The sequence below is a fragment of the Glutamicibacter sp. genome (assembly GCF_050701915.1).
GTDB lineage: Bacteria > Actinomycetota > Actinomycetes > Actinomycetales > Micrococcaceae > Glutamicibacter.
The window spans coordinates 1-26,888 of sequence record NZ_JBOGEG010000038.1 but is presented as its reverse complement, the minus strand read 5'-3'; the positions used below and the strand labels follow the sequence as shown (position 1 = coordinate 26,888).

At 60.1% G+C, this 26,888-nt stretch carries 23 protein-coding genes; 22 read left to right on the top strand and 1 reads right to left on the bottom strand.

The annotated features are described in order from the left end of the window. Positions 1–3: 3 nt before the first annotated feature. The 21 genes from rsmH to nrdR all read left to right on the top strand — a co-directional run bounded on the left by rsmH (position 4) and on the right by nrdR (position 25,527). The gene (gene rsmH, locus ACRDT3_RS16440) at positions 4–996 is read left to right on the top strand and encodes a 16S rRNA (cytosine(1402)-N(4))-methyltransferase RsmH (protein WP_431494009.1); all 993 of its coding nucleotides are present in this window, start codon (positions 4–6) and stop codon (positions 994–996) included. A gap of 1 nt (position 997) precedes the next feature. Continuing rightward, a complete protein-coding gene (locus ACRDT3_RS16435; protein ID WP_431494008.1) occupies positions 998–1,768 on the top strand; it encodes a hypothetical protein in 771 nt (256 codons plus the stop codon). A 74-nt stretch (positions 1,769–1,842) separates the two neighbouring features. After that, entirely contained in the window at positions 1,843–3,657 is a 1,815-nt protein-coding gene (locus ACRDT3_RS16430; RefSeq protein WP_431494007.1) for a peptidoglycan D,D-transpeptidase FtsI family protein, read from the top strand. Next, positions 3,651–5,243, top strand: a complete 1,593-nt coding sequence (locus ACRDT3_RS16425) for a UDP-N-acetylmuramoyl-L-alanyl-D-glutamate--2,6-diaminopimelate ligase (RefSeq protein ID WP_431494006.1) — start codon at positions 3,651–3,653, stop codon at positions 5,241–5,243. The genes ACRDT3_RS16430 and ACRDT3_RS16425 overlap by 7 nt, the downstream gene beginning before the upstream one ends. Before the next feature lie 50 nt (positions 5,244–5,293). Beyond that, positions 5,294–6,751: a UDP-N-acetylmuramoyl-tripeptide--D-alanyl-D-alanine ligase gene (locus ACRDT3_RS16420; protein WP_431494005.1), complete on the top strand. Its 1,458-nt coding sequence runs from the start codon at positions 5,294–5,296 to the stop codon at positions 6,749–6,751. Further along, entirely contained in the window at positions 6,748–7,851 is a 1,104-nt protein-coding gene (gene mraY, locus ACRDT3_RS16415; RefSeq protein ID WP_431494004.1) for a phospho-N-acetylmuramoyl-pentapeptide-transferase, read from the top strand. Before ACRDT3_RS16420 ends, mraY begins: the two co-directional genes overlap by 4 nt. Further along, positions 7,833–9,377 carry a UDP-N-acetylmuramoyl-L-alanine--D-glutamate ligase gene (gene murD / locus ACRDT3_RS16410; protein ID WP_431494003.1) on the top strand — a complete coding sequence of 515 codons (1,545 nt, stop codon included), beginning with the start codon at positions 7,833–7,835 and terminating at the stop codon, positions 9,375–9,377. The genes mraY and murD overlap by 19 nt, the downstream gene beginning before the upstream one ends. Before the next feature lie 43 nt (positions 9,378–9,420). Beyond that, on the top strand, positions 9,421–10,674 hold the full coding sequence (gene ftsW / locus ACRDT3_RS16405) for a putative lipid II flippase FtsW (RefSeq protein WP_431494002.1): 1,254 nt from the start codon (positions 9,421–9,423) through the stop codon (positions 10,672–10,674). A 99-nt stretch (positions 10,675–10,773) separates the two neighbouring features. Continuing rightward, the gene (murG, locus tag ACRDT3_RS16400; RefSeq protein WP_431494001.1) at positions 10,774–11,895 is read left to right on the top strand and encodes an undecaprenyldiphospho-muramoylpentapeptide beta-N-acetylglucosaminyltransferase; all 1,122 of its coding nucleotides are present in this window, start codon (positions 10,774–10,776) and stop codon (positions 11,893–11,895) included. Positions 11,896–11,899: 4 nt separating this feature from the next. Next, positions 11,900–13,297, top strand: coding sequence for a UDP-N-acetylmuramate--L-alanine ligase (gene murC / locus ACRDT3_RS16395; protein ID WP_431494000.1), 1,398 nt, complete (start codon positions 11,900–11,902; stop codon positions 13,295–13,297). Positions 13,298–13,359: 62 nt separating this feature from the next. Continuing rightward, entirely contained in the window at positions 13,360–14,094 is a 735-nt protein-coding gene (locus ACRDT3_RS16390; protein WP_431493999.1) for a cell division protein FtsQ/DivIB, read from the top strand. Between the two features lie 219 nt (positions 14,095–14,313). Then, positions 14,314–15,513, top strand: a complete 1,200-nt coding sequence (ftsZ, locus tag ACRDT3_RS16385; RefSeq protein WP_431493998.1) for a cell division protein FtsZ — start codon at positions 14,314–14,316, stop codon at positions 15,511–15,513. A gap of 20 nt (positions 15,514–15,533) precedes the next feature. After that, entirely contained in the window at positions 15,534–16,256 is a 723-nt protein-coding gene (locus ACRDT3_RS16380; RefSeq protein WP_431493997.1) for a polyphenol oxidase family protein, read from the top strand. Between the two features lie 125 nt (positions 16,257–16,381). Further along, on the top strand, positions 16,382–16,933 hold the full coding sequence (locus tag ACRDT3_RS16375) for a cell division protein SepF (protein WP_105656795.1): 552 nt from the start codon (positions 16,382–16,384) through the stop codon (positions 16,931–16,933). Between the two features lie 23 nt (positions 16,934–16,956). Next, positions 16,957–17,253, top strand: coding sequence for a YggT family protein (locus ACRDT3_RS16370; protein ID WP_105656794.1), 297 nt, complete (start codon positions 16,957–16,959; stop codon positions 17,251–17,253). Between the two features lie 230 nt (positions 17,254–17,483). Next, positions 17,484–18,233, top strand: coding sequence for a DivIVA domain-containing protein (locus ACRDT3_RS16365; RefSeq protein ID WP_431493996.1), 750 nt, complete (start codon positions 17,484–17,486; stop codon positions 18,231–18,233). A gap of 97 nt (positions 18,234–18,330) precedes the next feature. Then, the gene (gene lspA / locus ACRDT3_RS16360; RefSeq protein WP_431493995.1) at positions 18,331–18,912 is read left to right on the top strand and encodes a signal peptidase II; all 582 of its coding nucleotides are present in this window, start codon (positions 18,331–18,333) and stop codon (positions 18,910–18,912) included. Then, on the top strand, positions 18,909–19,853 hold the full coding sequence (locus ACRDT3_RS16355) for an RluA family pseudouridine synthase (RefSeq protein ID WP_431493994.1): 945 nt from the start codon (positions 18,909–18,911) through the stop codon (positions 19,851–19,853). Before lspA ends, ACRDT3_RS16355 begins: the two co-directional genes overlap by 4 nt. Positions 19,854–19,959: 106 nt before the next feature. After that, positions 19,960–23,523 carry a DNA polymerase III subunit alpha gene (dnaE, locus tag ACRDT3_RS16350; RefSeq protein ID WP_431493993.1) on the top strand — a complete coding sequence of 1,188 codons (3,564 nt, stop codon included), beginning with the start codon at positions 19,960–19,962 and terminating at the stop codon, positions 23,521–23,523. 78 nt (positions 23,524–23,601) lie between these two features. Continuing rightward, on the top strand, positions 23,602–24,954 hold the full coding sequence (gene hisD / locus ACRDT3_RS16345) for a histidinol dehydrogenase (protein WP_431493992.1): 1,353 nt from the start codon (positions 23,602–23,604) through the stop codon (positions 24,952–24,954). 84 nt (positions 24,955–25,038) lie between these two features. Next, positions 25,039–25,527, top strand: coding sequence for a transcriptional regulator NrdR (gene nrdR / locus ACRDT3_RS16340; RefSeq protein WP_431493991.1), 489 nt, complete (start codon positions 25,039–25,041; stop codon positions 25,525–25,527). A gap of 82 nt (positions 25,528–25,609) precedes the next feature. Here nrdR and map read toward each other — a convergent pair whose 3' ends face one another. Beyond that, positions 25,610–26,485, bottom strand: coding sequence for a type I methionyl aminopeptidase (gene map, locus ACRDT3_RS16335; protein WP_431493990.1), 876 nt, complete (start codon positions 26,483–26,485; stop codon positions 25,610–25,612). A 133-nt stretch (positions 26,486–26,618) separates the two neighbouring features. On the opposite strand from map, the gene ACRDT3_RS16330 reads away from it, so the two are divergent. Then, the gene (locus ACRDT3_RS16330) at positions 26,619–26,813 is read left to right on the top strand and encodes an SPOR domain-containing protein (RefSeq protein WP_431493989.1); all 195 of its coding nucleotides are present in this window, start codon (positions 26,619–26,621) and stop codon (positions 26,811–26,813) included. Positions 26,814–26,888 lie beyond the last annotated feature (75 nt).

Below are 26,888 nucleotides of genomic sequence, written 5' to 3'. Positions count from 1 at the left end.
GCAGTGCCAAATCAGGATTCCCAGCGACCAGCATCCGAACGCCACGTTCCAGTACTTCTGGACCGATGCGTTAATTTGCTAGCTCCAGGTATTGAGCGAGCCAATGCTGAAGGCCGTCGGGCAATTGTGGTTGACTGCACCCTCGGGATGGGCGGGCACTCCGAAGCCATCCTGAAGCGGTTCGACAACCTGCACTTGATCGGTCTAGACCGTGACGAGCAGGCCCACGAACTTGCCGGTGCACGGCTGACGCCGTTCCAAGACCGTATTGACCTCGTGCACGCTGTGTATGACGAAATTGCGGAAGTCGTAGAAGACCTTGGATTCCCAGGGGTTGACGGCGTTCTGTTCGACCTCGGCGTTTCCTCCCTGCAGCTCGATGAGCGCGAACGGGGATTCGCGTATTCGTATGATGCGCCGCTGGATATGCGCATGGACACATCTGTTGGCCCAACTGCCGAGGACCTCGTCAACGACTTGGAACGCGACGAACTGCTTCGAATTATTCGACAGTGGGGCGAAGAGAAGTTTGCTGGACGCATCTCGACGGCAATCGTTGAGGCACGCGCCAAGAGCCGGATTACCACCACTGCTGAACTAGTTGAAGTGATCCGCAGCGTTGTCCCCGCCGCCGCAGCCCGAAACCACGGCCACCCAGCCAAACGAACCTTCCAAGCACTGCGTATTGCTGTGAATGAGGAACTTGACGTTCTGGAACGCGCCATCCCGGCCGCAATGGGAGCACTGAATGTCGGCGGACGAGTTGTCGTGATGAGTTACCACTCTTTGGAAGACAAAATCACCAAACGGCACTTTGTCCAAGGATCTACCTCGTCGGCCCCTCCGGGATTCCCGGTGGAGCTGGATGAACACAAGGCTGAATACAAGGTGCTCACCAAGGGCACCGAGAAGCCAAGCGACCACGAAATCGCAGAAAATTCACGTGCAGCCTCAGCCCGCTTGCGAGCTGTGGAACGAGTGTTGAAGAGGAGCTAGCATGAGCCAACGAGCCCAGCGCCGCGTGCAGAAGAACGCAGCCGTGAGCAACCAACCGGTTGTCGACGGTAATACTGCGCGTGCAACGCGACCCGAGCCCGTCCCAGCTAGCAACCTGCCTACAGGCGACTCGCGTCAGCGTGTAACGCTTTCGTTGGTTCCCAAGATGAACGAGACCAATAAGCGCTCCATGTTCACCATGTCTGCGGTGCTTGTTGTCTTGGCCTTCAGCGTGATCGTCACCCTGGTGCTGCTCAATACCTCGGTAGCTCAGCGACAGTACGACATTGTGAACTTGCGGTCGCAGGAGCGTGCGCTCTCCCAAGAGAACCAGGCACTGCTGAAGGAAGCCCAGTCGTTGGCAGCACCACAGGCGCTGGCCGCCAAGGCAAAGGACCTCGGTTTGGTTTCGCCAGGTGCTCCAGGACTGATCAGCCTCTCGGATGGCAAGGTCACCCAGGACGCCGAAAAGGCCGTCAAGGCCAAGAACAGCAAGCAGGAATATGGAACTATTCCGCTGCCAGGCGACAGCATCCGCAAGGGTGAAAGCAAAACCGAATCCAATGAATCAAACACGCCGAAGACCACTGTGGGTAAAGCCTCAGCAGATTCACAGAAGAATTCCGGTGCAACTGAAGGTTCTGAGGAACCTGAGGTGAAGCCGCAGAAAGCCGAACGTGAAGTAGCCACGGATGGCCGCCCAGTGTTCAAGGACACTGAGCTTAACGGGGGCACGATCCCTGCACCAAGCATCAAATCCCCAGCAGAGTAGTTAGCGCTTTCTAAGCTAGATACAGGTGGCCAACGCTGCTGGAAAACCACGCTGAGGGAAAGTTAGGTTCTTTTGTGAGCTCGACCGCAATCGACACTGCAAAGAAGCGAATGCGCTTAGTGCTGCTCCTCTCCGTGGTTTTGCTGCTGGTAATCCTGGGCCGGCTGGTCTGGGTCCAGGGCATCAACTCGGCGACCATCGCCAACGCCGCACAAGAAAACCGCGAACGCGTTGAGAACATTGCGCCAAATCGAGGTTCCATCGAAGACCGCAACGGCACCACCCTCGCTGTCTCCGTGGACCGCTACGATCTGGTCATCGACCAGCGCAAGCAGGGTGAAACCATTCGCCGGGCAAAGCGGGATGGAACCAACGGCCAGGAACGCATCACGTGGGACCAAGCCATAGATGAACTAGCCGATACCCTTGAACAGGACCGTGAGGAACTGGCCAAGAAGGTACGCCCGCAGGGCGATGCCAAGCCCAAGGGCTACGTCATGCTCGCCAAGAGCGTGACCCCGGAAGTACGCAATGAAGTCCTTGAAATTGGCATTCCGCGTCTAGCCTCCTTGCTGCGCAGCGAACGCCAGTACCCGCAGGGCGTGATCGCAGGCCCATTGCTGGGTTTCGTGCGCAACTCCGAAGACCAGACCGCCGTGGTTGGTGCCGAAGGCCTGGAACTGAGCCAAGAGGAACATCTGGCAGGCAAGGCCGGCAGCCGCAAATACGAGATCAGCGCCGATGGCGTGCGCATTCCCGTCACCGAAGTAGAAGAAACCCCGGCCGTCGATGGCCAGGATGTCATCCTGACCATCGACTCGGACATCAACTACGTCGCCCAGCGTGCAGCAGAAAAGAAGCAAGCCCAATTCAACGCTGAGTGGGTTTCCGTGGTCGTTTTGGATGTTGCTACCAGCAAGATCCTCGCCATCGGCGACTCCGCAGAATTGGATCCAAATGATCCCGGCGCCACCAAGCCTGAATTCCGCCGGTCCACCTCCATCACCCGCGCTTTCGAACCAGGCTCCACCGGCAAGGCTCCGACCTTCGCGGCGGCCATCGACCAGGGCGGAGTTAATCCGCTGACCGAGATGCGCGTGCCGAACAAGAAGACATTCACCAAGGAAACCATCAACGACTCCTTGGAGCACCCGACGTACGACATGACGGTCTCGGGCATCTTTGCCCGCTCCTACAACACCGGCACGGTGATGGTCGGCAACACCGTGAGCAACCAGACCCGCTACGACTACATGCGTGCCTTCGGGTTGGGTACCCCCATCCGTGTGGGGTTGAACGGTGCTAGCGCTGGCCAACTGGCACATCCCGATAACTGGGACCGCCGCCAGCAGTACACCACCATGTTCGGCCAGGGCTATTCGCAGACCGTGCTGCACACCGCTTCGATTTTCCAGACCTTGGCCAACGGCGGGGTTCGCCTCTCGCCAAGCCTGATTGAGGGCTACCGCAACGAAGACGGTACGATCACCAAGATCCCGGCACCGGAAAAGAAGCGCGTGGTCAAGAAGAGCACCGCTGAAGAAATGCTCAAGCTCATGGAATCGGTCGTTGACGACGGTACCGGCTACAAGGAGCGCATTCCCGGATACCGCGTGGGCGGCAAGACTGGTACCGGCCAGGCAGCCAGCGCCAAGGGCTATGACGGATATACTTATTCCTTTGCAGGTGTCGCTCCCTTGGAAGATCCCCAGTTCGTTGTCGTGGCAACCATGTACCGGCCAAAGGGCAACTGGAAAGACTTCTCGGTAGCGGACACGTTTACCGATGTTATGAGCCATACTCTCAACACATTCAACGTGCCACCGAGCACGACTAAGTCAGAGGCGTACGACGTCTTTGTAGGTGAGGATCAGAAGAAATCTTGGTAGTCCAGAACCCCGACACTCCTCGTGAGTTAGAACGGTACCTACGCCCAGAGAGCACCGCCGGTCTTGGCTTCGACCAGCTCTGCGGCACAGCTGGCGCGGTGCGAACCGGAGCGCTGCTCAACGCCGCTCCGCAAATCCTCGGAGTCAGCCTCAACCCGCAGATTGTTCAGCACGGCGATGTCTTCCTGGGCATCTCCGGTGCCAAGCGCCACGGTGCCGAATTCGTGGAAACCGCCATCGGCAACGGTGCGGTCGCCATGATCACCGATACTGCAGGATTGGAATTACTCAGCGATGAGCTCTCCATTCCGGTGGCCGTTGTTGCAGATGTACGCAAATCCGCAGCCGTGATCGCTCAGAGCGTCTACGGAACCGACCAGCGCAGCCCCAAGCTGTTCGCTGTCACCGGCACCAACGGCAAAACCACCACGACCTTCATGATCCGCGCGATCCTGGATGCGCTGGGTGAAGAAACTGGCCTGATCGGCACCATTGAAATGTCCGCCCGCGGGCAGATCATCCCCAGCGTGCTGACCACCCCGGAATCCACCCAGCTGCACGGCGTGCTCGCACGCATGGCGCAGCAGGAAGTCACGTCGGTGGCCATGGAGGTATCCAGCCACTCGCTGAGCTATGGCCGTGTAGACGCACTGCGATTTGCCGTTTCCGGTTACACCAACCTGACGCAGGACCATTTGGACCTGCACGGCACGATGGACGAGTATTTCGAAACCAAGGCCGAACTATTCACTGCGGAACGCTCCGAGCGCGCAGTGGTCATGGTGGATGACGAATACGGCCAGCGTTTGGCCGAGCGCGCCCTGGTGCCTACCGAAACCCTGAGCCTTGAGAGCGACCACGTTTCGGCGCACTGGCGGGTTACCGAACTGGCGCACTGCGGCCTGGGACACAGCTTCACGCTGATCCACCGCGATGGACGCCAGTTGCGGGCCCGTACGCTGCTGCCAGGCATGTTCAACGTTGCCAACGGCGCGTTGGCGGCCTTGATGGTACTGGCCGGCGGCACGGACCTAGATGCCCTGCAGCGGGCCCTGGACTCCAAGGATCCGCTGTCGGTCGCCGTTCCAGGACGTATGCAGGTCGTGGGCGAGTCTCCGGTAGCCGTAGTCGATTTCGCCCATAATTCGGATGCCCTGGCGAAGGCCTTGGATTCCATCCGTCCCGGGGAGCAGGGCCGCCGCATCGTCGTCTTCGGCGCCACCGGAGATCGCGATAAGACCAAGCGCCCGGACATGGGAGCGGTGGCAGCGCGCCACGCGGATATCGTCATTGTGACCGATGACGACCCGCACGGCGAAGACCCGGCTCCGATTCGCGAACAGGTTGCCGCCGGAGCGCAGCAGGTTCTCGATTCCGAGCGTCCGCAGGTGCAGCTTCACAACATCGCGCCACGCGCCAAAGCCGTAGAGTTCGCTGTGAGTTTGGCCGATGCCAACGATGCGATTCTCGTCGCCGGGCGGGGACATGAAGTTAGCCAAGACGTCGCGGGAATTGACGTGGAGCTGGATGATCGAGTGGAACTAGCGAAAGCACTGAATCTTCATGGATTTGTGACCAATTCCTAGAACGTCCAAGTCCACTATCGCCACCGCTCAAGTGTAAAGTCCTTATTGCCATGATTGAACTGTCCCTGACTGACCTGCTGGAAATCACCGGCGGAAAAGCGACTGCTACAGCCGCCTCCGACACGGTGATCACTTCCGTGACCACTGACTCGCGCGAAGTCGTCCCGGGTGCCTTATTTGTCGCCAAGCCCGGCGAATTCTCCGACGGGCACGCCTATATCGACCGCGCACGCGCCGCCGGCGCTGTGCTGGCCCTCGCCGAACGCGTTACCCATGATGAAGAACGCAGGGAACACCCGGCGATCATCATCGAAGATGCCGTGGAAGCGATGGGCAGAATTGCCTCCCACGTCGTTGCCCGTCTCAAGGAAAAGAACGACGCCAAGGTCGTGGGAATCACCGGCTCGGCCGGCAAGACCACCACCAAGGACCTGCTCGCCGGTATCTTGTCGCAGGTGGCACCGACCGTGTCGCCAATCGGCTCCTACAATGGCGAAGTCGGCGTACCGCTGACGGTCTTCAACGCCACCGAAGAGACCAAGTACTTTGTTATCGAGATGGGGGCTACCGGCATTGGCCACCTGACCTACCTGACCGATATGGTGCACCCGCAGGTCGGCGTCGTGTTGTGCGTCGGCACCGCCCACGCCGGCGAATTCGGCGGGGTGGAGAACATCGAGAAGGCCAAGGGCGAACTCGTTGAGGCGCTGCCGGCCGACGGAACCGCAATCTTGAATGCCGATGACCCGCGCGTGGCACGCATGGACTCGCGTTCCGGGGGAGCCGTGCGCTTCTTCGGCACCGGAAAGAACAAGCCGGAAAACGCTGGAGTCTGGGCCTCCGACGTGGTTGTGAACGCCCATGGTCAGCCAGAACTCACCCTTGAATTCCCTGGCGGCTACAGCAAGCGCATCACCTCGGGTCTCCTGGGACGCCATCACGTCTCCAATATCCTCGCCGCGGCCAACGCTGCACTGGCGCTGGATATTGCCCCGGAAGTGATCTCCGCCGGCCTCGAATGCCGCGCTGCCGGCAGCCGCTGGCGCATGGAACGCATGGAGCGCGCCGACGGCGTGAGCATTATCAACGACGCGTACAACGCGAACCCTGAATCAATGCGCGCTGCGCTGGTGACCCTGGCCGAACTGGGCCTGGGCGCCGACGGCGCACCTGGCCGACGCACCTGGGCAGTCCTGGGCGAGATGCTGGAACTGGGCGATGAAAGCATCCACCAGCACGATCTGCTGGGCCGCATGGCAGTTCGCATGAACATCAAGAAACTTGTAGTGGTAGGCCGCGGCGCAAAGCCCGCCTACAACTCCGCTGTGCTCGAAGGCAGCTGGGGCGACGAGGCCTTCTACGTTGAAGACCTAGATGAAGCTCGCGCATTGCTGCAAGAGCAGCTTCAGCCAGGCGATATCGCCTTGTTCAAGTCCTCTAACGGGGCCGGTCTACGCTTCCTCGGCGACGACATTGCAGCATTCGCGAAGGAAGGCGACAACGCATGATCGCATTGATTTTGGGGGCCGGCATTGCCCTTGTGCTGACCATGGTGGCCATGCCGCTGTACATCCGGCTGCTCACCAAGAAGCAGTACGGCCAGGTCGTGCGCGATGACGGACCGAACTCGCACGCCATCAAGTCCGGCACCCCGACCATGGGCGGCGTGGTCTTCGTCTTGGCCGTGTTCGTGGCGTACTTCGCCACCCACGGCATCCTTTCGCTCATGGGACGCACTTCCTCGGGAATTACCGCCAGCGGACTGCTGGTCCTGATGCTCTTCGGAGGCATGGGCCTGGTCGGCTTCCTCGATGACTTCATCAAGATCTTCAAGAAGCGTTCACTGGGCTTGCGCGCCTGGCAGAAGATTGTCTTGCAGGCGTTCTTCGGCATCAGCTTCGCCGTGCTGGCCTTGCAATTCCCGAATGACCAGGGGTTGACCCCGGGCTCTACCGCGATCTCCTTCCTGCGCGACACCAACATCGACCTGGCCTTCGCCGGTCCAATGCTGGGCATGATCCTGTTCGTCCTCTGGGCGAACTTCATCGTTACCGGTGCTACCAATGGCGTGAACCTGACCGACGGCTTGGACGGGCTGGCCACCGGTGCCTCGATCATGGTCTTCGGCGCCTACACCCTGATGGGAATCTGGCAGCAGAACCAGGCCTGCAGCAACATGGACTCGCTGGATGTCTGCTACTCGGTACGCGACCCGCAGGACCTTGCCCTGCTTGGAGCCACCCTCTCCGGCGCGCTGATCGCCTTCCTCTGGTTCAACGCCAAGCCGGCGAAGATCTTCATGGGCGACACCGGCTCGCTGGCCATCGGCGGTGCCGTGGCTGCTTTCGCGATCCTCTCGCGCACCCAGCTGCTGCTGGTGGTTATCGCCGGCCTGTTCGTGATCATCTCCCTGTCGGTGATCATCCAGGTGGGCTACTTCAAGCTCTCGGGCGGCAAGCGCGTGTTCAAGATGGCGCCGCTGCAGCACCACTTCGAGCTTTCGGGCTGGTCCGAAGAAAACGTTGTTATTCGATTCTGGATCCTTGCCGGCCTGTTCGTGGCCGCGGGCCTGGGTCTCTTCTACTCTGAATGGGTTGTCGCACTGTGAGCTTAGACGCTGGCAAATCACTGGACTCGCTGACCAGCTGGGATGCTGATTGGAAAGGCCTGCGCGTAGTCGTAGCCGGATTGGGACTCTCCGGATTCTCCGCAGCCGACACCCTCATCGAGCTGGGCGCCATCGTTACCGTCATCGACGGCCGCGATGACCAGCTGAACCAGCAGCGCGCCGAAACTCTGAAGATCGTCGGAGCCCACGAGGTGCTGCTCGGCAACGGGAACGTCCAGTCCCTGCCGTTGGTCGACGGACAACCTGCCCAGCTGGTCATGGTTTCCCCGGGCTGGAACCCCCGCAATCCGGTAATCGAAGAAGCCGAGTCCAAGGGCATCGAGATCTGGAGCGATATCGAGCTGGCTTGGCGCGTGCAGAACCGTGCCGGCCACACAGCACCAAAGTGGCTGGCGATCACCGGCACCAACGGCAAGACCACCACCGTGGGCATGACCGAAGCGATCCTGCGCGCCGATGGGCTGAAGGCCATCGCCGTCGGCAACGTCGGCACCCCGATCCTGGACGCCGTGCGCGAACCAGTGGACTATGACGTTTTCGCCGTCGAGCTCTCCAGCTTCCAGCTGCACTACACGCACAGCATCTCGCCGGTAGCCTCGGTAGTCCTGAACCTGGCCGAAGACCACGTGGACTGGCATGACGGCTTTGATAACTACAAGGCCGCCAAGGCCAAGATCTACGAGCGCACCCAGATTGCCGCGATCTTCAACGCCGCAGATGAGCTCACCATCACCATGGTGGAAAACGCTGATGTCATCGAAGGCTGCCGTGCCATCGGCTTCACCACCGACACCCCAGCAGTATCAATGGTGGGAGTTGTCGAGGGCCTGCTGGTAGACCGCGCCTTCATCGAAGAGCGCAAGACCAGCGCCGTGGAACTGATCGCGCTGAAGGACATCGGCGAGATTGTTCCGCGCCACACCGCTGCGAATGCGGCCGCCGCCGCAGCCCTGACCCGCGCGTACGGAGTGAACCCGGAAGCTGTCGCTGCGGGCTTGAAGAACTTCGACTCCGGTGATCACCGGATCCAGGCTGTGGCCCGCAAGAACGACATCCTGTGGATCAATGACTCCAAGGCCACTAACCCGCACGCGGCCGATGCTTCGTTGGCGGCTTTCACCCGCGTGGTCTGGATTGCCGGTGGCTTGTCCAAGGGCGTGGAATACGGCGACCTGATCGCCAAGCACGCCCAGCGCCTGGCCAAGGTCCTGCTCATCGGCACCGACACCGCGGGTTTGCGTGAAGCCCTCGCCGCCCACGCGCCAGAGGTTGAAGTCATCGACATCACCGGCGCGGCGCAGGGCAGTGATGGTTCGGTTCCAAGCGGCGCCCAGGTAATGACCCGTGCGGTCTCCAAGGCCGCCGAAGTAGCCGAGGCAGGAGACACCGTGCTCATGGCTCCAGCCGCGGCCTCGATGGACCAATTCAGCTCCTACGCCCAGCGTGGCAACGCATTTATCTCTGCCGTCAGTGATCTGATGGATAAAGCTGGCGAAGACCAGTAACCGAGAGCTGACCGAATAAACGACACCGAGGCAGGAGGCACCGATGGCGATGAAACTAAACAAGAAGCCAGCAGGTTCCAAAGCTAATCTTCCTTGGTACGTGAGGTTCGGCAGGATGCTTGGAACCGTCGAGAACGCCAGTGGCCGCATGGCCTCCACCGACTACTGGCTGGTGCTCGTAGGGTCCATCGTGCTGGCCGTCTTCGGTGTGGTCATGGTCCAGTCATCGGCGTCGGTTGAAGCGATCGCGAAGGGTAAGGACGGATTCACCGTAGCGCTTTCCCAAGGTGGTTTTGCGGCTCTGGGTATCATCTGCATGCTGGTCATGCAGCGGATCAAGCCGGAAACGCTAAAGCGGCTGGCCTGGCCTTCCGTTTTTGCAGCATTGGGCCTGTTGTTCCTCGTGGCTTTCACGCCATTGGGCCATACGGTGCTCGGCAACCGAAACTGGATCCGCATCGGCGGCTTCGGCCTGCAGCCCAGCGAATTCGCCAAACTGGCGTTGGCAGTTTTTGCAGCGTTCATGCTGGAAAAGAAGCAGCATCTGCTTCACGATATCAAGCACTTGGTCGTCCCCGTGGTTGGCCCCGTAGGGGTCTTCATCGTTGGCCTCGTCGTGGTCGGCAAGGACGTGGGCACGGCGCTGGTGTTGTTGATGATCATCGCCTCGGCGATGTTCTTGGGCGGCATCAGGATGAAATGGCTCGCGGCGTTTTCCGCAGTCGGGGTCCTGGGCTTGTCCGTGGCGATCCTGGCTTCGTCCAACCGCCGCCAGCGCATCCTCGCTTGGCTGGATACCGATTGCGGCCCGAGCAACGACCTTTGCTACCAGGCCAGCATGGGCCTGCACGCCTTCGCCTCCGGCGGCTGGTTCGGCGTGGGCGCCGGCCAGTCCCGCATGAAGTGGTCCTATGTGCCTGAAGCGCAGAACGACTTCATCTTCTCCATTCTGGGTGAAGAATTCGGCTTGATCGGCGTGCTCTTCGTTCTGGTCATGTTCATCCTGCTGGCCCTGGCGATGTATCGCATTGCGGCGCGCGCCAACGACCTGTACACCAAGGTGCTCATGGGTTGCCTGATGTCCTGGGTCATCGGCCAGACCTTCGTGAACCTCGGTACCGTCACCGGCGTACTTCCCGTGATCGGTGTTCCGCTGCCGTTCATCTCCTCCGGTGGTTCGGCAATGCTCGCCATCATGCTGGCAATGGGATATGTTCTGTCTTCAGCCCGAGCGCAAAAACTTGAATTCGAAGCAACGCTGGAAAAGAAGCCGGCAAAGAGCAAGAAAACCAAATAGCGCGTCGCAAGCGGCCGCTACCAGAAGCAGAGGCCCATCGCCGAACCTGCGGTGGACGTTGATCCTGCCTTTTGGCAGGACGAAGGAGTACAGCAACAGATGAGCGAAGCACTTCGCCTGGTCGTCGCCGGCGGCGGAACTGCCGGCCATATCTCGCCCATGCTGGCCATAGCTGATGCCGTGAAGGCTGAGCATCCCGAAGCAAAGGTCACCGCGTTGGGTTCTCCAGGGGGCCTGGAAACCAAGCTGGTGCCCGAAGCCGGCTACACGCTCGAACTCATTCCCAAGGCCCCGATGCCACGAAGCATCAATTTGGATCTGCTCAAGTTCCCATTCCGTTTCATCAAGGCCATCAACAACGCAAAGAACGTTCTGCGCACCACCAAGGCGGAAGCCGTCCTGGGCGTAGGCGGCTATGTCTGCACCCCGGCATATCTTGCCGCGAAGCAGCTGAAGCTGCCGATCTTCGTGCATGAGGCGAACTCCGTTGCCGGCATGGCCAACAAGCTCGGCGCAAGGAACGCCGCGTTTGTCGGAACCACCTTCGCTGACACCGGCCTGCCCGGCGAGGTGCAGGTAGGCATGCCGATGCGCTCCCACGTTGCCACCATGGACAAGGCCGCGCTGCGCGACGAAGCCCGCGGGTACTTCGGTACCACCGGCGAGAAGCCAGTGCTGCTGGTCACCGGTGGATCCTCCGGAGCGCAGAGCATCAATACCGCCATCGCGCAGTCCCTGGAGGAGCTGAACGCAGCTGGCATCCACACCATCCACATCACCGGACGCGGCAAGCAGATTGTTGACGCCTCCGGCAAACTGCTGGCCCATGAGGGGTACACCCAGGTCGAATACGTGGACCGCATGGACTACGCCTACGCCGTCGCGGATTTGATGATCTGCCGCTCCGGAGCAGGCACCGTCTGCGAATTGGCCGTAGCTGGCACCGCCTCGGTTTTGGTTCCGCTGCCCATCGGCAATGGCGAGCAGAAGCTCAACGCCCGTGAATTGGTCGCCGCTGGGGGAGCCGTCCTGGTCTCCGACGCGGAATTCACAAAGTCCTTTATCACCGAAAATGTCATCAATCTGCTGACCGATCAGCATAAACTTGAAAAGATGTCTCAAGCCGCTGCCTCACTGGGGCAGCGCGACGCCGCGCAGATCATGGCGCGACGGATTATTGAAGTAGTTTCAACCCGCCGCCGTGCGGGTCAGGAAGGCTAGAACCATGGCATTGCGAGCCGACGAACTGAACGCCGATCTGGGCAAGGTACACCTGATGGGTGTAGGCGGGGTTGGCGTATCAGCGGTTGCACGGCTGATGCTCGACTACGGCCTGGCCGTATCCGGCACCGACGCCAAGGATCTCCCGGTGCTCGATGGCTTGCGTGAGCGCGGAGCGCGCATCCACGTAGGCTACGATGCAGCGAACCTGGGCGACGCCGACACTGTGGTGATCTCCTCGATCATCAAGGCCGGCAACCCGGAATACGACGAGGCCTTGCGCCGCGGGCTGCGTATCTTGCACCGCTCCGAAGGCCTGGAAGCTACCATGCGCGGCCACGAGAAGATCGTGACCATCGCCGGTACCCACGGCAAGACCACCACCACTTCGTTGACCGCGCATATGCTCAAGACCATTGGCGCGCGTCCAAGCTTCGCGGTGGGTGCGAACATTCCAAGCCTGGGCACCAACGCCGAGCTCGGGGCCGGATCCTACTTCGTGGCGGAAGCGGACGAATCCGACGCTTCCTTCCTCAACTACCGGCCGGACGTCATTATCGTGACCAACGTCGAAGCCGACCACCTGGACCACTACGGCAGTGCTGAAGCAGTGCACCAGGCTTTCGTGGACTTCGCCCGGCTATTGCCAGCAGTCGGCCTGCTGATCTGCTGTGCAGATGATCAGGGTTCCAGCGATCTGGCGCACAAGATGCGTGCAGAGCGTCCGGATATCCGTGTGCAGACCTACGGCTTCAGCGATCACGCCGACCGCCGCCTTTCCAATGCCCGCGCCACTGAAGACGGCCGCTTCACCGCGACGATCGAATGGGGCAGCGGACAAAGCCGCATCCTGGACCTGGCAGTGCCCGGCCAGCACAACCTGCTCAACGCTGCCGCCGCATTGTCTGTTGGCATTGATGCCGGTGTGGACGTCGACGAGGCGCTGCAGGCGCTCTCCAGCTTCTCCGGTGCAGCCCGCCGATTCGAATTCAAGGGTGAAGCTGCAGAGGTCCGTGTCTACGACGACTACGCGCACCACCCAACCGAGGTGCAGGCAGCACTGACCGCTGGCCGCACCGTGGCAGGCAATGGCCGCCTGCACATTGTCTTCCAGCCGCACCTGTTTAGCCGTACCCAAGAGTTCTACCGCCAATTTGCCCAGGCCTTGTCCCTGGCTGATTCGGTGGCGGTGCTGGATATCTACCCGGCACGTGAAGAACCTATCGATGGCGTGAACAGCGAACTGATTGCATCGCGCGTCGAGGTTCCTGCCCAGGTGCTTTCACCGGCAGCCGCTGTAGCGCACGTGGTCGAGCAGGCCGAGCCAGGCGATGTCATCATGACCATTGGCGCCGGTGATGTCACCGCGCTGGGCCCAGACATCGTCAAGTCGCTGAGCTGACGAATACCGTCCAGAGTCCGAGGCCACTGCAGTTGGCCCACTTCCGTCTACCAAGGTGATCCATGGGTGAAGCAGCAAAAGTCGTAGAACTTCCGGAGAGCCCGGAGAGGAAGCGGCGCAAGATCCTGATTATTGTCGCGGCGTGCATAGTCGTGCTCAGCCTCGCTGCGGTTCTGATCTTGAGCTTCTCACCGGTGATCGCTGCCAAGAAGATTGAAGTAACTGGCACCAAGCTGGTCAATTCCGAGAAGCTGGGGAAGTCCCTGGAACCGCTGAAGGGCATTCCGCTGCCGCGGATCTCTGAGGCGAAGGTTCAGGAGCTGATCGGCGAGCAGCCGGCCATCGATGAGATCGTGGTCAAGGCCCAGATGCCTAACACCTTGGTGGTTGAGGTGATCGAAGCTGTGCCGGTAGCCATCTTGCTGGAGGGCAAGAAGCAATACCTGGTCTCCGAGACCGGCAAGAAGCTTCGCACCGTCGGCAAGGAAGACAAGGACAAGCTGCCTAAGATCAAGGCCAGTGACGTAACCGCTGATCCAGAGCAGTTCAAGCTGTTGACCGGAATCTTGAGCACCGTTGACAAGAAAGTACTCAAGGAAGTCTCCACGGCGACCTTGTCCAAGGCAGGTTTCGCCGAATTGGCGTTGCCGAAGAACCGTACGTTGATTTGGGGAGACGCGAAGAAAGCGGCCCTGAAAAATGAAGTGGCGACGATCTTCTTGAAAGAGCTGGAGAAAAAGCACGCGGCCAAGACAACTATCGACGTCACCAACCCAGAAAATCCCGTGGTCTATTAAGTCGCGGTGCTCTGGGCGCGGGAAGACCAATAAGCCAAGAAATTCTGGAAAGATAGTCTTGAATAAGCGACACGCCTAGGCGGTCGTTGCAGAAAGACGACACGACTCATAGCGTTTCTAATAGCGACAGCTTGACAGGATCTTAACCTTAAGGCTAAAGGTGAAGGTTTTTAGCTGGAGTCGTGAAATATGTAGCACATCTAACAAGGGAAGCGGGACGTGGCAGCTCCACAGAATTACCTCGCGGTCATTAAAGTCGTCGGAATCGGCGGTGGCGGTGTAAACGCAGTCAATCGAATGATCGAAGTCGGTCTCAAGGGCGTAGAGTTCATCGCCATTAACACCGATGCTCAGGCTCTGCTTATGAGTGATGCCGACGTCAAACTGGACGTAGGACGCGAACTGACTCGTGGCCTGGGCGCTGGCGCCAACCCTGATGTGGGACGCCAGGCAGCGGAAGATCATGTAGAAGAAATCGAAGACGTCCTGCGCGGCGCAGACATGGTCTTCGTGACCGCCGGCGAAGGCGGCGGTACCGGTACCGGCGGCGCGCCGGTCGTGGCACGCATCGCCCGCTCGCTTGGGGCGCTGACCATCGGCGTGGTCACCCGTCCATTCACCTTCGAGGGTCGCCGCCGTGCGAACTCCGCCGAGTCGGGCATCGAAGCCCTGCGCGACGAAGTAGATACCCTCATCGTGATCCCGAACGATCGACTGCTGTCGATCTCGGATCGCAACGTGTCGGTGCTCGATGCATTCCGCCAAGCAGACCAGGTTCTGCTCTCCGGCGTGCAGGGCATTACCGACCTGATCACCACCTCGGGCCTGATCAACCTCGACTTCGCCGACGTGAAGTCCGTGATGCAGGGCGCAGGCTCGGCATTGATGGGCATCGGTTCGGCGCGGGGCGAAGACCGTGCAGTTAAGGCAGCCGAATTGGCAATCGCCTCGCCACTGCTCGAAGCTTCCATTGATGGAGCCCACGGCGTCCTGCTGTCCATCCAGGGCGGCTCGGACCTCGGCCTGTTCGAAATCAACGAAGCTGCACGACTTGTGCAGGAAGTTGCCCACCCAGAAGCCAACATCATCTTCGGTGCCGTCATTGACGACGCCTTGGGCGATGAAGCACGCGTCACCGTGATTGCTGCCGGCTTCGACGAACCAGATGTCACCAGCAAGCCAATGGCACCGGTCGCAGCAAAGCCAGCTGTCTCCTCGCGCCCGGCTGAGCAAGTGCCAGCGAGCATTCCAGAAACCCCGGCACCTGCTGCAACCGAAGCTGCAAAGCCAGCTCAGGTTGCTCATGAGAAGCCAGCTGCCGCAGAGCAGACGAGCTCCTTCCAGGACCTTCCAGATGTTGTCGACTCGGACCTGAATGGTTCGAACGACGATCTGGATGTCCCGGACTTCCTGAAGTAAAAACAGCAAGAAGCTGAGCAGTGCTACATTTCGCGTCGAACCTCGATCCGAGCATCCAACTGGCATTCACATCGCAGGCTGAGGGCAACCTCGCCCTGCACGTGAATGACGATCCCCGCCTTGTGGCGGAGAATCGAGCCAAATTGGAGGACTTGATCGGGGTTCGACGCTTCTCTCTTAACTTCATGAACCAGGTGCACTCCGCCGATGTACATGAGGTGACGCCGGTTCGGCGCACCTCGTGGCTAGAACCTGCAGCGCCAACCTGCGACGGATTGCTGGACCCAACTGGTACCCAGCCCCTGGCGGTGATGGTGGCCGATTGCCTTCCGGTGCTCTTTGTTGGACGAAACTCACGCAATGGGCAAACCCTGAGCGCCGCGACCCATGCCGGCAGGCGCGGGCTGCTCGACGGGATCCTGGCCAATACCGTCGATGACCTGAAAGCTCATGGCGCCGACACAATTGAAGCCGTGATCGGCCCTTCGATCTGCGGCCGATGCTATGAAGTTCCTGAAAATATGGCCCAGGAATCCGAACAGTCGCGCACCGGGATCCGCACCACAACCCGCTGGGGGACCCACGGGCTGGACCTTCCGGCATCAGCCGAACAAGAGCTGCGCGGCCTCGGGGTCGACGTCCGTCAATCCGGTGTCTGCACCCTGGAAGACGAAAGCTACTATTCCTACCGACGTTCAAGCAGTGCAGGACGCCTTGCCGGACTCATCTGGACAGCCGCGTAGGCGTGCGCGACACACCGCCAAGAATTGAACGAATGAACGATGCCTGCATTATTTTGTGCGGTAGCGTCGAAGTAGCGGAAGCATGCAATGGGGTTGCATGCATGGGATAAACGAGGAGAAACATCGTGGCTGACGGACTGCGTAAGGCAATGGTCTATCTCGGCTTGGCGGACGCCGTCGAGCAGGAAGAGACCCAGACACAACACGCTGAGCCCAAAACCCAGGTTCGGGTAGTTGAGGACACAGCTCCAAAGCGACCTGCCGAAGCCCCACGCCCACAGCCTGTCGCGAGGCAGGCTGCGCCGCAAACCCAAGCTAGAGAACCAGAGACGGAATACCGTGCTCCGGTCACCCCGATTAAGCGTGCCCCTTCAGTACGGGATGAGGATTCCGAATTGCGTCAGATTACTACCGTCCACCCTCGTTCTTATAACGATGCCAAGATCATCGGTGAGAACTTCCGTGACGGCATCCCGGTGATTATGAATGTCACCGACATGGGTGAAACCGATGCCAAGCGCCTCGTCGACTTCTCGGCCGGACTTGTTTTCGCCCTGCATGGCTCCATTGAGCGAGTCACGAACAAAGTCTTCCTGCTCTCGCCGGCGACCGTTGAGGTCCTCGGTGAAGATCGCAAGCAGTCTGAAGCGCAAGCAACCTTCTTTAACCAGAGCTAAGACACCAGGAGCAAACGCACAAAATGGTGTTCGGGATCATCTATCTCGCGTTAGCCATCCTTCAGATTCTGCTCTTGATGAGAATTGTGTTGGATGTAACGGAAAGCTTTGCTCGCCACTGGCGACCCAAAGGCATCGCATTGATTGTCGCAAGTGCAATCGTGTCGATTACCGATCCTCCGCTGCGTTGGTTGCGCCGGAAGATCAAACCCCTGGATCTCGGCGGAATCCGCCTTGACCTGTCGTTTCTTGTGTTGTTTATCGTCGTAATCATTCTCAAAGCGGTGGTAGCCAACCTAGGGCTCAGGACAGGGATCTGATTAGGGCATTTCCGTGCTTCATGGGGATTGTCCTGAGCAGTCAAAAGCTGTAGATTCAAAGAATAAGAGACTCGCGCGTAAGCTCGATTTCGTAATAATTGTCCAAATCGTTATATCCTTTAGGAAATGGTGCTCCGACTTCACCGGTCGCGACACTGACAAAAACGGTAAGTGTTTCGCAAGGCAAGACAATGGTCGTGCGGAAATGATCCCAGTATTGAGGTGACCCAATGGCTCTGACGCCAGAAGACGTAGTCAATAAGCGGTTTCAGCCGACCAAGTTCCGTGAAGGCTACGACCAAGACGAGGTAGATGACTTCCTCGACGAAATCGTTGTGGAACTGCGTCGCCTAACCGGTGAGAACGAGGCTCTGCGCAGCCGCCTTGCCGAACTTGGCGAAGATGCAGGTTCGGTATCGAAGGAGCAGGCTGTTCCTGCACCTGTATCGGCCGCTCCCGCTACTCCTGCTGCTCCAGCTGCCAAGCCAGCTGAAGAGAAGAAGGCAGAAGCTAAGCCTGCAGAGCCAGCAAAGGCAGAAACCCCAGCTGCTAAGCCAGCTGAGGAAAAGAAGGCGGAAGCTAAGCCAGCCGCCGCAGAGAAGGCACCTGCAGCTCCGGCCGCAGCAGCAGCACCAGCTGCAGCTCCTCGCTCCGAATCCGCAGAGTCGGCAGCCAACGTGCTGTCCATGGCTCAGCGTTTGCACGACGAATACGTCGCTGCCGGTGTCGAGCAGCGTGACAAGATCATCTCCGAAGCGAAGACCGAAGCTAACACCTTGGTCACCACCGCTGAAGAGAAGAGCCGCAAGACCTTGTCGGCCCTGGAACAGCAGAAGTCGGTTCTGGAGCGCAAGCTCGAGCAGCTGCGTGGCTTCGAACGCGATTACCGTGCTCGCCTGAAGACCTACATCGAAGGACAGCTGCGTGACCTTGAGTCCCAGGGGTCGATCGATGCTGGTGCAGCAGGCAAGACTAACTAGTCGCTGACAGTTCATAACTTGATCTAGCTATCAAGTAAGATCAACGGTGGTGAACGGATACATTCCGATCACCACCGTTGACGTTTAAGAGGAAATAATGGGTACCACTGTGGATGCAGTTCAATCCGGGAACGCGGGCGCGAAGGCGAAGAAATACGTTGGCCTTGGCCTCGTGATCGCTCTGATCGCGCTGGTACTGGACCAAACCGTCAAAATTGTCGTTGAACAGAACATGCGGCTTGGCCAATCAATTGAAGTGATTCCGGGATTCTTCAACATCCACTACATCCTGAACCCCGGTGCTGCCTTCTCCATCGGCGAAGACTTCACCATAGTCTTCGCGATCCTGCAATCCGCCGTGGCGATCTACGTCATCTACCTGCTATTCCGCAAGGTACTGGCCAGAAGCTGGGCCATTGCCTTGGGCTGCCTGCTCGGAGGTGTCCTGGGCAATGTCGTGGACCGGCTGTTCCGTGAACCGGGCTTCGGATTCGGCCATGTGGTGGACATGCTGTCCGTCACCCACTTCGCCATCTTCAACGTCGCCGACTCCTTCATCGTCTGCTCCATGATCGCCGTGGCGTACATGCTTATCCGCGGGCGCAACCTGGATGGCAGCATTGGCGATCCTCCAAAGAAAGACCAGTCCAACAAGGGCGAAGCAGAACCAAACGAATGATCTCGAACGAAACTACGATTCACGAACTGCTGGTTGACCCAGCCGATGCCGGCGCGCGCCTCGACGCCTATATCTCCCGGTCCCTGCAAATCCCGCGCACCTTGGCCTCGAGCCTGTGCAAGGATTCGCAGATCCAGGTCAACGGGCGAACCATTGCCAAATCCTTGAAAATCAAGGCGGGGGACCAGCTGGTAGTCACCATCCCACCGCAGGCAGACCCATTAGAAATTAAGGTTGAGAAAGTGGAAGAGCTGAAGATTATCGCGGACGACGATGACTATGTGGTCATCGATAAGCCCGTGGGCGTCGCAGCCCATCCATCCCCAGGCTGGGTTGGCCCGACAGTTGTCGGGGCACTCATGGCCGAGGGCTACAACATCACCACTTCCGGTGCTGCCGAACGCCAAGGCATCGTGCACCGCCTGGACGTTGGCACCAGCGGCCTGATGGTCGTAGCGAAAACCGAACGCGCCTACACCGAGCTGAAGCGCGCCTTCAAGGAACGCACCCCCAAGAAGATCTACCACGCGGTGGTGCAGGGCTTGCCAGACCCGCTGGAGGGCACCATCGATGCGCCGATCGGCCGCCACCCGGGCCATGACTGGAAGTTCGCTGTCCTGGATGGCGGGCGAGACTCGGTCACCCACTACAAGGTGATCGAGGCCTTCGGACGTGCCTCGCTGGTCGAGGTGCATCTGGAAACCGGGCGCACCCACCAGATCCGAGTCCACTTCTCAGCCTTCGGCCACCCCTGCGCCGGGGACCAGACCTACGGGGCAGATCCTAAGCTGGGTGCCGCTCTGGGCCTGACCCGCCAGTGGCTGCATGCAAAGCGTCTTGGATTCTCCCATCCGGTCTCCGGCCAGTGGATGGAATACGAAAGTGAATATCCTGCGGATCTGGAGGGGGCCGTCGAGCTGCTGCGCGAAGGCGGATACTAAGCTCCAAGGTGCTGTTGGCCACTGGCTGGCAGCACCTTGTGTCGTGCTAGCCACAGCACCGCGCCGGGGTGAGCCCAAGTCCGGGTTTGATCGCTAGACTGGTTGGGTGAGTGCTACACGTGACGGATTTGTCCATCTTCATACCCACACCGAATATTCCATGCTGGACGGTGCGGCGCGCCTCGGCGAACTCTTCGCTGAAGCCAACCGGCAGGGCATGGAAGCCATGGCGATTACCGACCATGGCTATCTGTTCGGTGCCTTCGATTTCTGGCGCCAAGCCACCGGAGCCGGCGTTAAGCCGATCATCGGCGTAGAAGCCTATGTCACCCCGGGCACCGCGCGCGATGACAAGACCCGCGTGAAATGGCGTACCGACGAATCGCAAAAGGGCGATGACGTTTCCGGTGGCGGCCTCTACAACCACATGACCCTGCTCTCGTACAACAACAAGGGCATGGACAACCTTTTCAAGGGTTCCTCCCGCGCCTCGCTGGACTCCGTGTTCGGCAAATACCCGCGCTGGGACCGCGAGCTGCTCAACGAGCACCACGAAGGCATCATCGCCACCACCGGCTGCCCGTCGGGTGAAGTCCAGACCAAGCTTCGCCTGGGCCAGTATGATGCGGCGAAGGCGGCCGCGGCTGAACTGCAGGATTTGTTCGGCAAGGAAAACTATTTCTGCGAGATCATGGACCACGGTCTGGAGATCGAACGCCGCATCACCAAGGACCTGCTGCGCCTGGCCAAGGAACTGAGCATTCCGCTGGTGGCCACCAACGACCTGCACTACACCCACGAGTCGGATGCCAAGGCCCATGAAGCGCTGCTGGCCATCAACTCCGGCTCCACGCTTGACGAGCCCACCTATGACCAGGGCGGCAGCCGCTTCGCTTTCTCCGGCACCGGCTACTACCTGAAGTCTGCGCGCGAAATGCGCGAACTGTTCAAGGAATTCCCCGAAGCCTGCGATAACACGCTGGCGATCGCCGATCGCGTCGAGGTCTCATTCGACACGAACGCCAACTACATGCCTAAATTCCCTTGCCCGCCGGGGGAGGACGAGACCAGCTGGCTGATCAAGGAAGTCGACAAGGGGCTGCACTACCGCTACCCGAATGGCATCCCCGAAGCTTCGCGCAAGCAGGCGGACTACGAGCTGGACGTCATCATCAAGATGGGCTTCCCGGGCTACTTCCTGGTGGTGGCCGACTTCATCAACTGGTCCAAGGACCACGGCATCCGTGTTGGCCCTGGTCGTGGTTCCGGTGCCGGTTCCATGGTCGCCTACGCCATGCGCATCACCGACCTGGACCCGCTGGTGCACGGCCTGATCTTCGAGCGTTTCCTGAATCCGGAACGCGTTTCCATGCCCGACTTCGACGTCGACTTCGATGATCGCCGCCGTTCTGAGGTCATCAAGTACGTGACCGAGAAGTACGGCGATGAACGCGTATCGATGATCGTGACCTACGGTTCGATCAAGACCAAGCAGGCGCTGAAGGACTCCTCGCGCGTGCTGGGCTACCCGTTCAGCATGGGCGAATCCCTGACCAAGGCGCTGCCGCCGGCAGTGATGGCCAAGGACATCCCGCTCAACGACATCGACAACCCGCAATCCAAGCGCTACTCCGAAGCAGGGGACTTCCGCAACCTGGTGGCCAATGACCCGGAAGCGGCCCGTGTCTTCGAAACGGCCAAGGGCCTGGAAGGCCTGAAGCGCCAGTGGGGCGTGCACGCCGCCGGCGTGATCATGAGTTCGGACCCGATCATCGACGTCGTGCCGATCATGCGCCGTATCCAGGATGGCCAGGTCATCACCCAGTTCGACTACCCGACCTGCGAAGGCCTGGGGCTGATCAAGATGGACTTCTTGGGGTTGCGCAACCTCACCATCATTTCCGATGCCCTGGAGAACATCGAGTACAACACCGGCACGAAAATCGACCTCGAAACCCTGACCATCGAGGACCCCGAGGCCTACAACCTGCTGGCCCGCGGCGACACCCTGGGCGTGTTCCAGCTCGATGGCGGTCCCATGCGCTCGCTGCTGAAGATGATGCGCCCCGATAACTTCGAAGACATCTCCGCAGTGATCGCGCTGTACCGCCCGGGCCCGATGGGTGCCAACTCCCACACCAACTACGCCCTGCGCAAGACCGGGTTGCAGGATGTCACCCCAATCCACCCGGAGCTCGCCGAGCCGCTGGCAGAGATCCTCGGCGGCACCTACGGCCTGATCGTGTATCAGGAGCAGGTTATGGCTATTGCGCAGAAGCTGGCCGGCTACTCGCTGGGCCAGGCAGATATCTTGCGCCGTGCCATGGGCAAGAAGAAGAAGTCGGAACTGGATAAGCAGTTCGCCGGCTTCAAGCAGGGCATGAACGACAACGGATACTCCGACGCCGCCGTGCAGACCCTGTGGGACATCCTGCTTCCCTTCTCCGACTACGCATTCAATAAAGCCCACTCAGCGGCATACGGTGTGGTCTCGTATTGGACCGCCTACCTCAAGGCGCACTACCCGGCCGAATACATGGCCGCGCTGCTGACCTCGGTGGGCGATGACAAGGACAAGCTGGCGCTGTACCTGAACGAATGCCGCCACATCGGCATCACCGTGCTGCCGCCGGATGTCAACGAATCGGCGTTGAACTTCACCCCAGTGGGCAAGGACATCCGCTTCGGCATGGGCGCCATCCGCAACGTCGGCACCAATGCGGTGGCCGGCATGGTCGAGGCCCGCACCGAGAAGGGCAACTACAACGACTTCAACGATTTCCTGGGCAAGGTCCCGGCCGTGGTCTGCAACAAGCGAACCATTGAATCGCTGATCAAGGCCGGGGCCTTCGACTCCATGAAGCACCCGCGCCGGGCGCTGGTGGCCATCCACGAAGAAGCCGTGGATTCGGTGATTCAGGTCAAGCGCAACGAGGCGGCAAACCAGTTCGACCTGTTCAGCGCCCTGGGCTCGGACGAATCCTCGGAGTCTATGCATGTGGCGATCCCCGACATTCCCGATTGGGACAAGAAGGAGAAGCTGGCCTACGAGCGAGACATGCTCGGCCTGTACGTCTCCGACCACCCGCTGCAGGGCCTGGGCTCGGCCCTGGACCAGTACGCTGACATGCCGGTCACGCACGTGCTCTCGGATGACGGTCCGCAGGACGGCCACATCATTTCCATCGCCGGCATGATTTCCGGTCTGCAACGGCGCATCGCCAAGAAGAGCGGCAACCCGTATGCGCGCTGCGAGATCGAAGACCTCTCCGGTTCGATGGAGGTCATGTTCTTCGGCCAGGCCTACCAGCCGATCGCCGAGATCCTGGCCGATGACCTGATCGTGGTGATCAAGGGCCGTGTGCAGCGTCGCGATGATGGCTCGATCACCCTGAACGCGCAGGAAATGATGATCCCGGAAATTTCCGAGGATGCCAACGGGGGACCGGTAGTCATCGGCATTCCGACGCACAAGGCCACCGAAACCTTGGTGCAGAGGCTGGGCGATGTGCTGCGCACGCACAGCGGCAACACCGAGGTGCGGGTAAAGCTCACCGGCAGCCGCGGCACCTCGCTGCTGCGCCTGGGCATGAACTTCAGGGTGAACCCTAATCCTGCTCTATTCGGCGATTTGAAGGTGCTGCTGGGCCCGCACTGCCTGGACGTGTAGGGAATCGAATGACGGCTTGGATGACCGGGGAAGGTAACTAATAAAACCTTCCCCGGTCATCGGCGTTAAACTAGGTGGGTGAGCACTATTCCAGAAACCGAATTCTCAGCACTCGCCACCCTTGATTGGCGCAACGAATCCCTGAGCTACGCACAGCTGAAAGCCAAGCTGCCGCGCCCAGAGGTGAACTCCCAGACCGCTGCCGAAACCGTGCAGCAGATCATCGACGATGTCCGTGCCCATGGCATGGAAACCCTCAAGGACCTGGCCAAGCGCTTTGACCACGTCGAGCTGGAACATACTCGTGTGCCGCAGCATGAGCTGGACCGTGCCCTGGAAGAATTGGACCCGAAGGTCCGTCTGGCGCTGGAAGAATCAATTGACCGTGCCCGCGTATTCGCCAAAGCCCAGCGCCCCGAAGACGCCGAAGTCCGTTACGCCACCGGGGCAACCGTCACCCAGCGTTGGGTTCCGGTGCGCCGCGTCGGACTGTACGTGCCAGGTGGCCTGGCCGTCTACCCTTCCTCGGTCATCATGAACGCCGTACCTGCACAGGCGGCCGGCGTCAGCTCGCTGGCCCTGGCCAGCCCGCCGCAGAAGGAATTCGCCGGACTGCCGCACCCCACCATCCTGGCTGCGGCCAAGCTGCTGGGCATCGATGAGGTGCACGCCATGGGCGGTGCCCAGGCTGTTGCAGCGTTCGCCTACGGGGTGGACATGCCGAATGATGAACGTGGCGGCATCGAGCCGGTTGACGTGATCTCCGGTCCAGGCAACGTGTTCGTGGCGACCGCCAAGCGCTTGGTAAAGGGCGTGGTAGGGATTGACGCTGAAGCCGGTCCAACGGAAATTGCGATCCTCGCCGATAAGGGAGCTAACCCGAGCTTCGTCGCTGCCGATATGATCTCGCAGGCAGAACACGACGCCAACGCCGCAGCCGTGCTGATTACCGATTCGCCAGAACTAGCTGCCGGTGTGCGCAAGGAACTTATGGTGCAGGTTGCCGCCACCAAGCACAACAAACGCGTGACGGACGCGCTCTCGGGCGCCCAGTCTGCCGTCATCTTGGTCAAGGACCTGGAACAGGGCATCGAGGTGTGCAACGCCTACGCCGCCGAGCACCTGGAAATCATGGTGGCCGAGGCAGAAGCCACCGCCGCCCGCATCACCGCGGCTGGCGCCGTGTTTGTCGGAGCATATGCTCCGGTGTCCCTGGGCGACTACTGCGCAGGCTCCAACCACGTGCTGCCAACCAGTGGCACTGCGCTGCACGCCTCGGGCTTGAACGTGAATACCTTCTTGAAGGCGATTCAGGTGATCAACTACGACAAGGCAGCCCTGGGTGAAGTGGCCGCTCACGTGATTAATCTTGCCAATGCTGAGGACCTGCCAGCCCACGGCGACGCGGTCGCGGTGCGAAACGCGCAATAGACGCTAAACTGTTAGGTGACATGAGTTGATTCTTGCCACCGTGGGTGAACCGAGAATGCTTCTTAGGCTACAGATGGAGGTGCCGTGAACTGCCCGTATTGCCGCAATGCGGATTCCCGCGTGGTCGATAGCCGAGTTGCCGACGACGGCGTCTCGATCCGCCGCCGCCGCCAGTGCACTGCCTGCTCGCGCCGATTCACCACCACCGAAACTGCGAGCCTTAACGTGCTCAAGCAGTCCGGAGCCGTAGAACCGTTCTCGCGCAACAAAGTCATTAACGGTGTCCGCAAGGCCTGTCAGGGCCGCCCGGTCACCGATCACGATCTTGCCATCTTGGCCCAGGAAGTCGAAGAGGCGGTCCGGACCTCCGGTGCCGCTGAAATCCCGGCACACCAGGTGGGCCTGGCGATCTTGGAGCCATTGTCGCGGCTCGACGAAGTCGCTTACCTGCGCTTTGCCAGTGTCTATCACAACTTCCAGTCACTGACTGATTTCGAAACCTCAATTGCCCGGCTGCGCGATCGACGGGGCAAGGTTCCGCAGGGAACTCAGCGTCCGCTCTCGGCCGACTAGCAGTTTTCGCATAGAACAAACGCCAGTGCACAAAACCTTTCGAGGTAGCGGGCACTGGCGTTTGCCGTAGGTATCGCAGCGGCTATGGCAGGGTGAGAATTTCGGCGCCATCGTCGGTGACCAGCAAGGTGTGCTCGAACTGCGCGGTGCGCTTCTTGTCCTTGGTGGTCACGGTCCAGTCGTCTTCCCACATATCCCATTCGACGGTGCCCAAAGTGAGCATCGGCTCGATGGTGAAGACCATGCCCGGCTCAATCAAGGTGCTGTAGGCGGGGGCCGCATCGTAGTGCGGAATGATCAAGCCGGAGTGGAAGGCCTCGCCCACTCCGTGGCCGGTGAAGTCGCGGACCACACCGTAGCCGAACCGCTTGGCGTAGGTTTCAATGCTTCGGCCAATCACATTGATCTCACGGCCTGGCATCACGGCCTTGATGGCACGCTTCAGCGAGTTTTCGGTGCGCTCAACCAGCAAGCGCGATTCTTCATCCACGTCGCCGACCAGGAAGGTGGCGTTGTTGTCTCCGTGGACGCCCCCGATGAAGGCGGTGATATCGATATTGATGATGTCGCCATCTTGCAACACCGTAGTGTCCGGGATGCCATGGCAGATGACCTCGTTCAACGAGGAGCACAGCGACTTGGGGAAGCCGCGGTAGCCCAGGGTTGACGGGTAGGCATTGTGATCCATGAGGAATTCGTGGCCTAGGCGATCGAGCTGGTCGGTGGTGGCCCCTGGCTGGCAGGCCTTGCCAACTTCCTGCAGTGCCTGTGCGGCAATTCTCGAAGCTACGCGAATGCGTTCGATGACTTCCGGGCTCTTGATTTCCGAAGCCGTGTTGGTGGCAGGTTCCTTCTTGCCAACGTATTCGGGGCGTTCAATGTATTTCGGTACCGGAAGTTCCGGGGATACCGTGCCGGGGGTGAGATTTCCAAGTGGTGCAGTTGAAGCAATAGCCATGGTTTTATTCTAGCTTCACGTATCGGCCGCTTCGCTAGGAGATAGCCAATAGAACAGGTGGTGTTCCACCTATTTTCCACCGGTTGGGATACCGTGGAGGCAATAGCATGATTCGAGATTAGAGGAGTTTTCCATGAGCACAGTTGGCACCCCGGGCGAAGGCCAGTACTGGTACAACGTCTCAACCAAGACCGTGGAGAAGGGCCCGCAGTCTGATTGGTCGCAATTGCTTGGCCCATATGACACGGTTGCGGAAGCCGAAGCGGCGATGGCGAAGGTCCAGGCACGCAATGAAGCGTGGGACGAAGCAGAGGAAGAAGACGAGTAGAAGTCGAAGGCACCGAGCTGAGCCGGTGCGGCGAATAGCAAAGTGGTGCGCTGCCTAGATGGACAACATCGAGGC

Excerpts from the sequence above, each read along its gene's own strand:
- murG (WP_431494001.1), top strand. The coding sequence starts at position 10,774 with ATGAGCGAAGCACTTCGCCTGGTCGTCGCCGGCGGCGGAACTGCCGGC.
- mraY (WP_431494004.1), top strand. The coding sequence starts at position 6,748 with ATGATCGCATTGATTTTGGGGGCCGGCATTGCCCTTGTGCTGACCATG.
- lspA (WP_431493995.1), top strand. The coding sequence starts at position 18,331 with ATGGGTACCACTGTGGATGCAGTTCAATCCGGGAACGCGGGCGCGAAG.
- ACRDT3_RS16370 (WP_105656794.1), top strand. The coding sequence starts at position 16,957 with ATGGTGTTCGGGATCATCTATCTCGCGTTAGCCATCCTTCAGATTCTG.
- murC (WP_431494000.1), top strand. The coding sequence starts at position 11,900 with ATGGCATTGCGAGCCGACGAACTGAACGCCGATCTGGGCAAGGTACAC.
- ACRDT3_RS16355 (WP_431493994.1), top strand. The coding sequence starts at position 18,909 with ATGATCTCGAACGAAACTACGATTCACGAACTGCTGGTTGACCCAGCC.
- ACRDT3_RS16365 (WP_431493996.1), top strand. The coding sequence starts at position 17,484 with ATGGCTCTGACGCCAGAAGACGTAGTCAATAAGCGGTTTCAGCCGACC.
- map (WP_431493990.1), bottom strand. The coding sequence starts at position 26,485 with ATGGCTATTGCTTCAACTGCACCACTTGGAAATCTCACCCCCGGCACG.
- ftsW (WP_431494002.1), top strand. The coding sequence starts at position 9,421 with ATGGCGATGAAACTAAACAAGAAGCCAGCAGGTTCCAAAGCTAATCTT.
- murD (WP_431494003.1), top strand. The coding sequence starts at position 7,833 with ATGGGTTGTCGCACTGTGAGCTTAGACGCTGGCAAATCACTGGACTCG.
- ACRDT3_RS16330 (WP_431493989.1), top strand. The coding sequence starts at position 26,619 with ATGAGCACAGTTGGCACCCCGGGCGAAGGCCAGTACTGGTACAACGTC.
- ACRDT3_RS16420 (WP_431494005.1), top strand. The coding sequence starts at position 5,294 with ATGATTGAACTGTCCCTGACTGACCTGCTGGAAATCACCGGCGGAAAA.
- ACRDT3_RS16435 (WP_431494008.1), top strand. The coding sequence starts at position 998 with ATGAGCCAACGAGCCCAGCGCCGCGTGCAGAAGAACGCAGCCGTGAGC.
- ACRDT3_RS16390 (WP_431493999.1), top strand. The coding sequence starts at position 13,360 with ATGGGTGAAGCAGCAAAAGTCGTAGAACTTCCGGAGAGCCCGGAGAGG.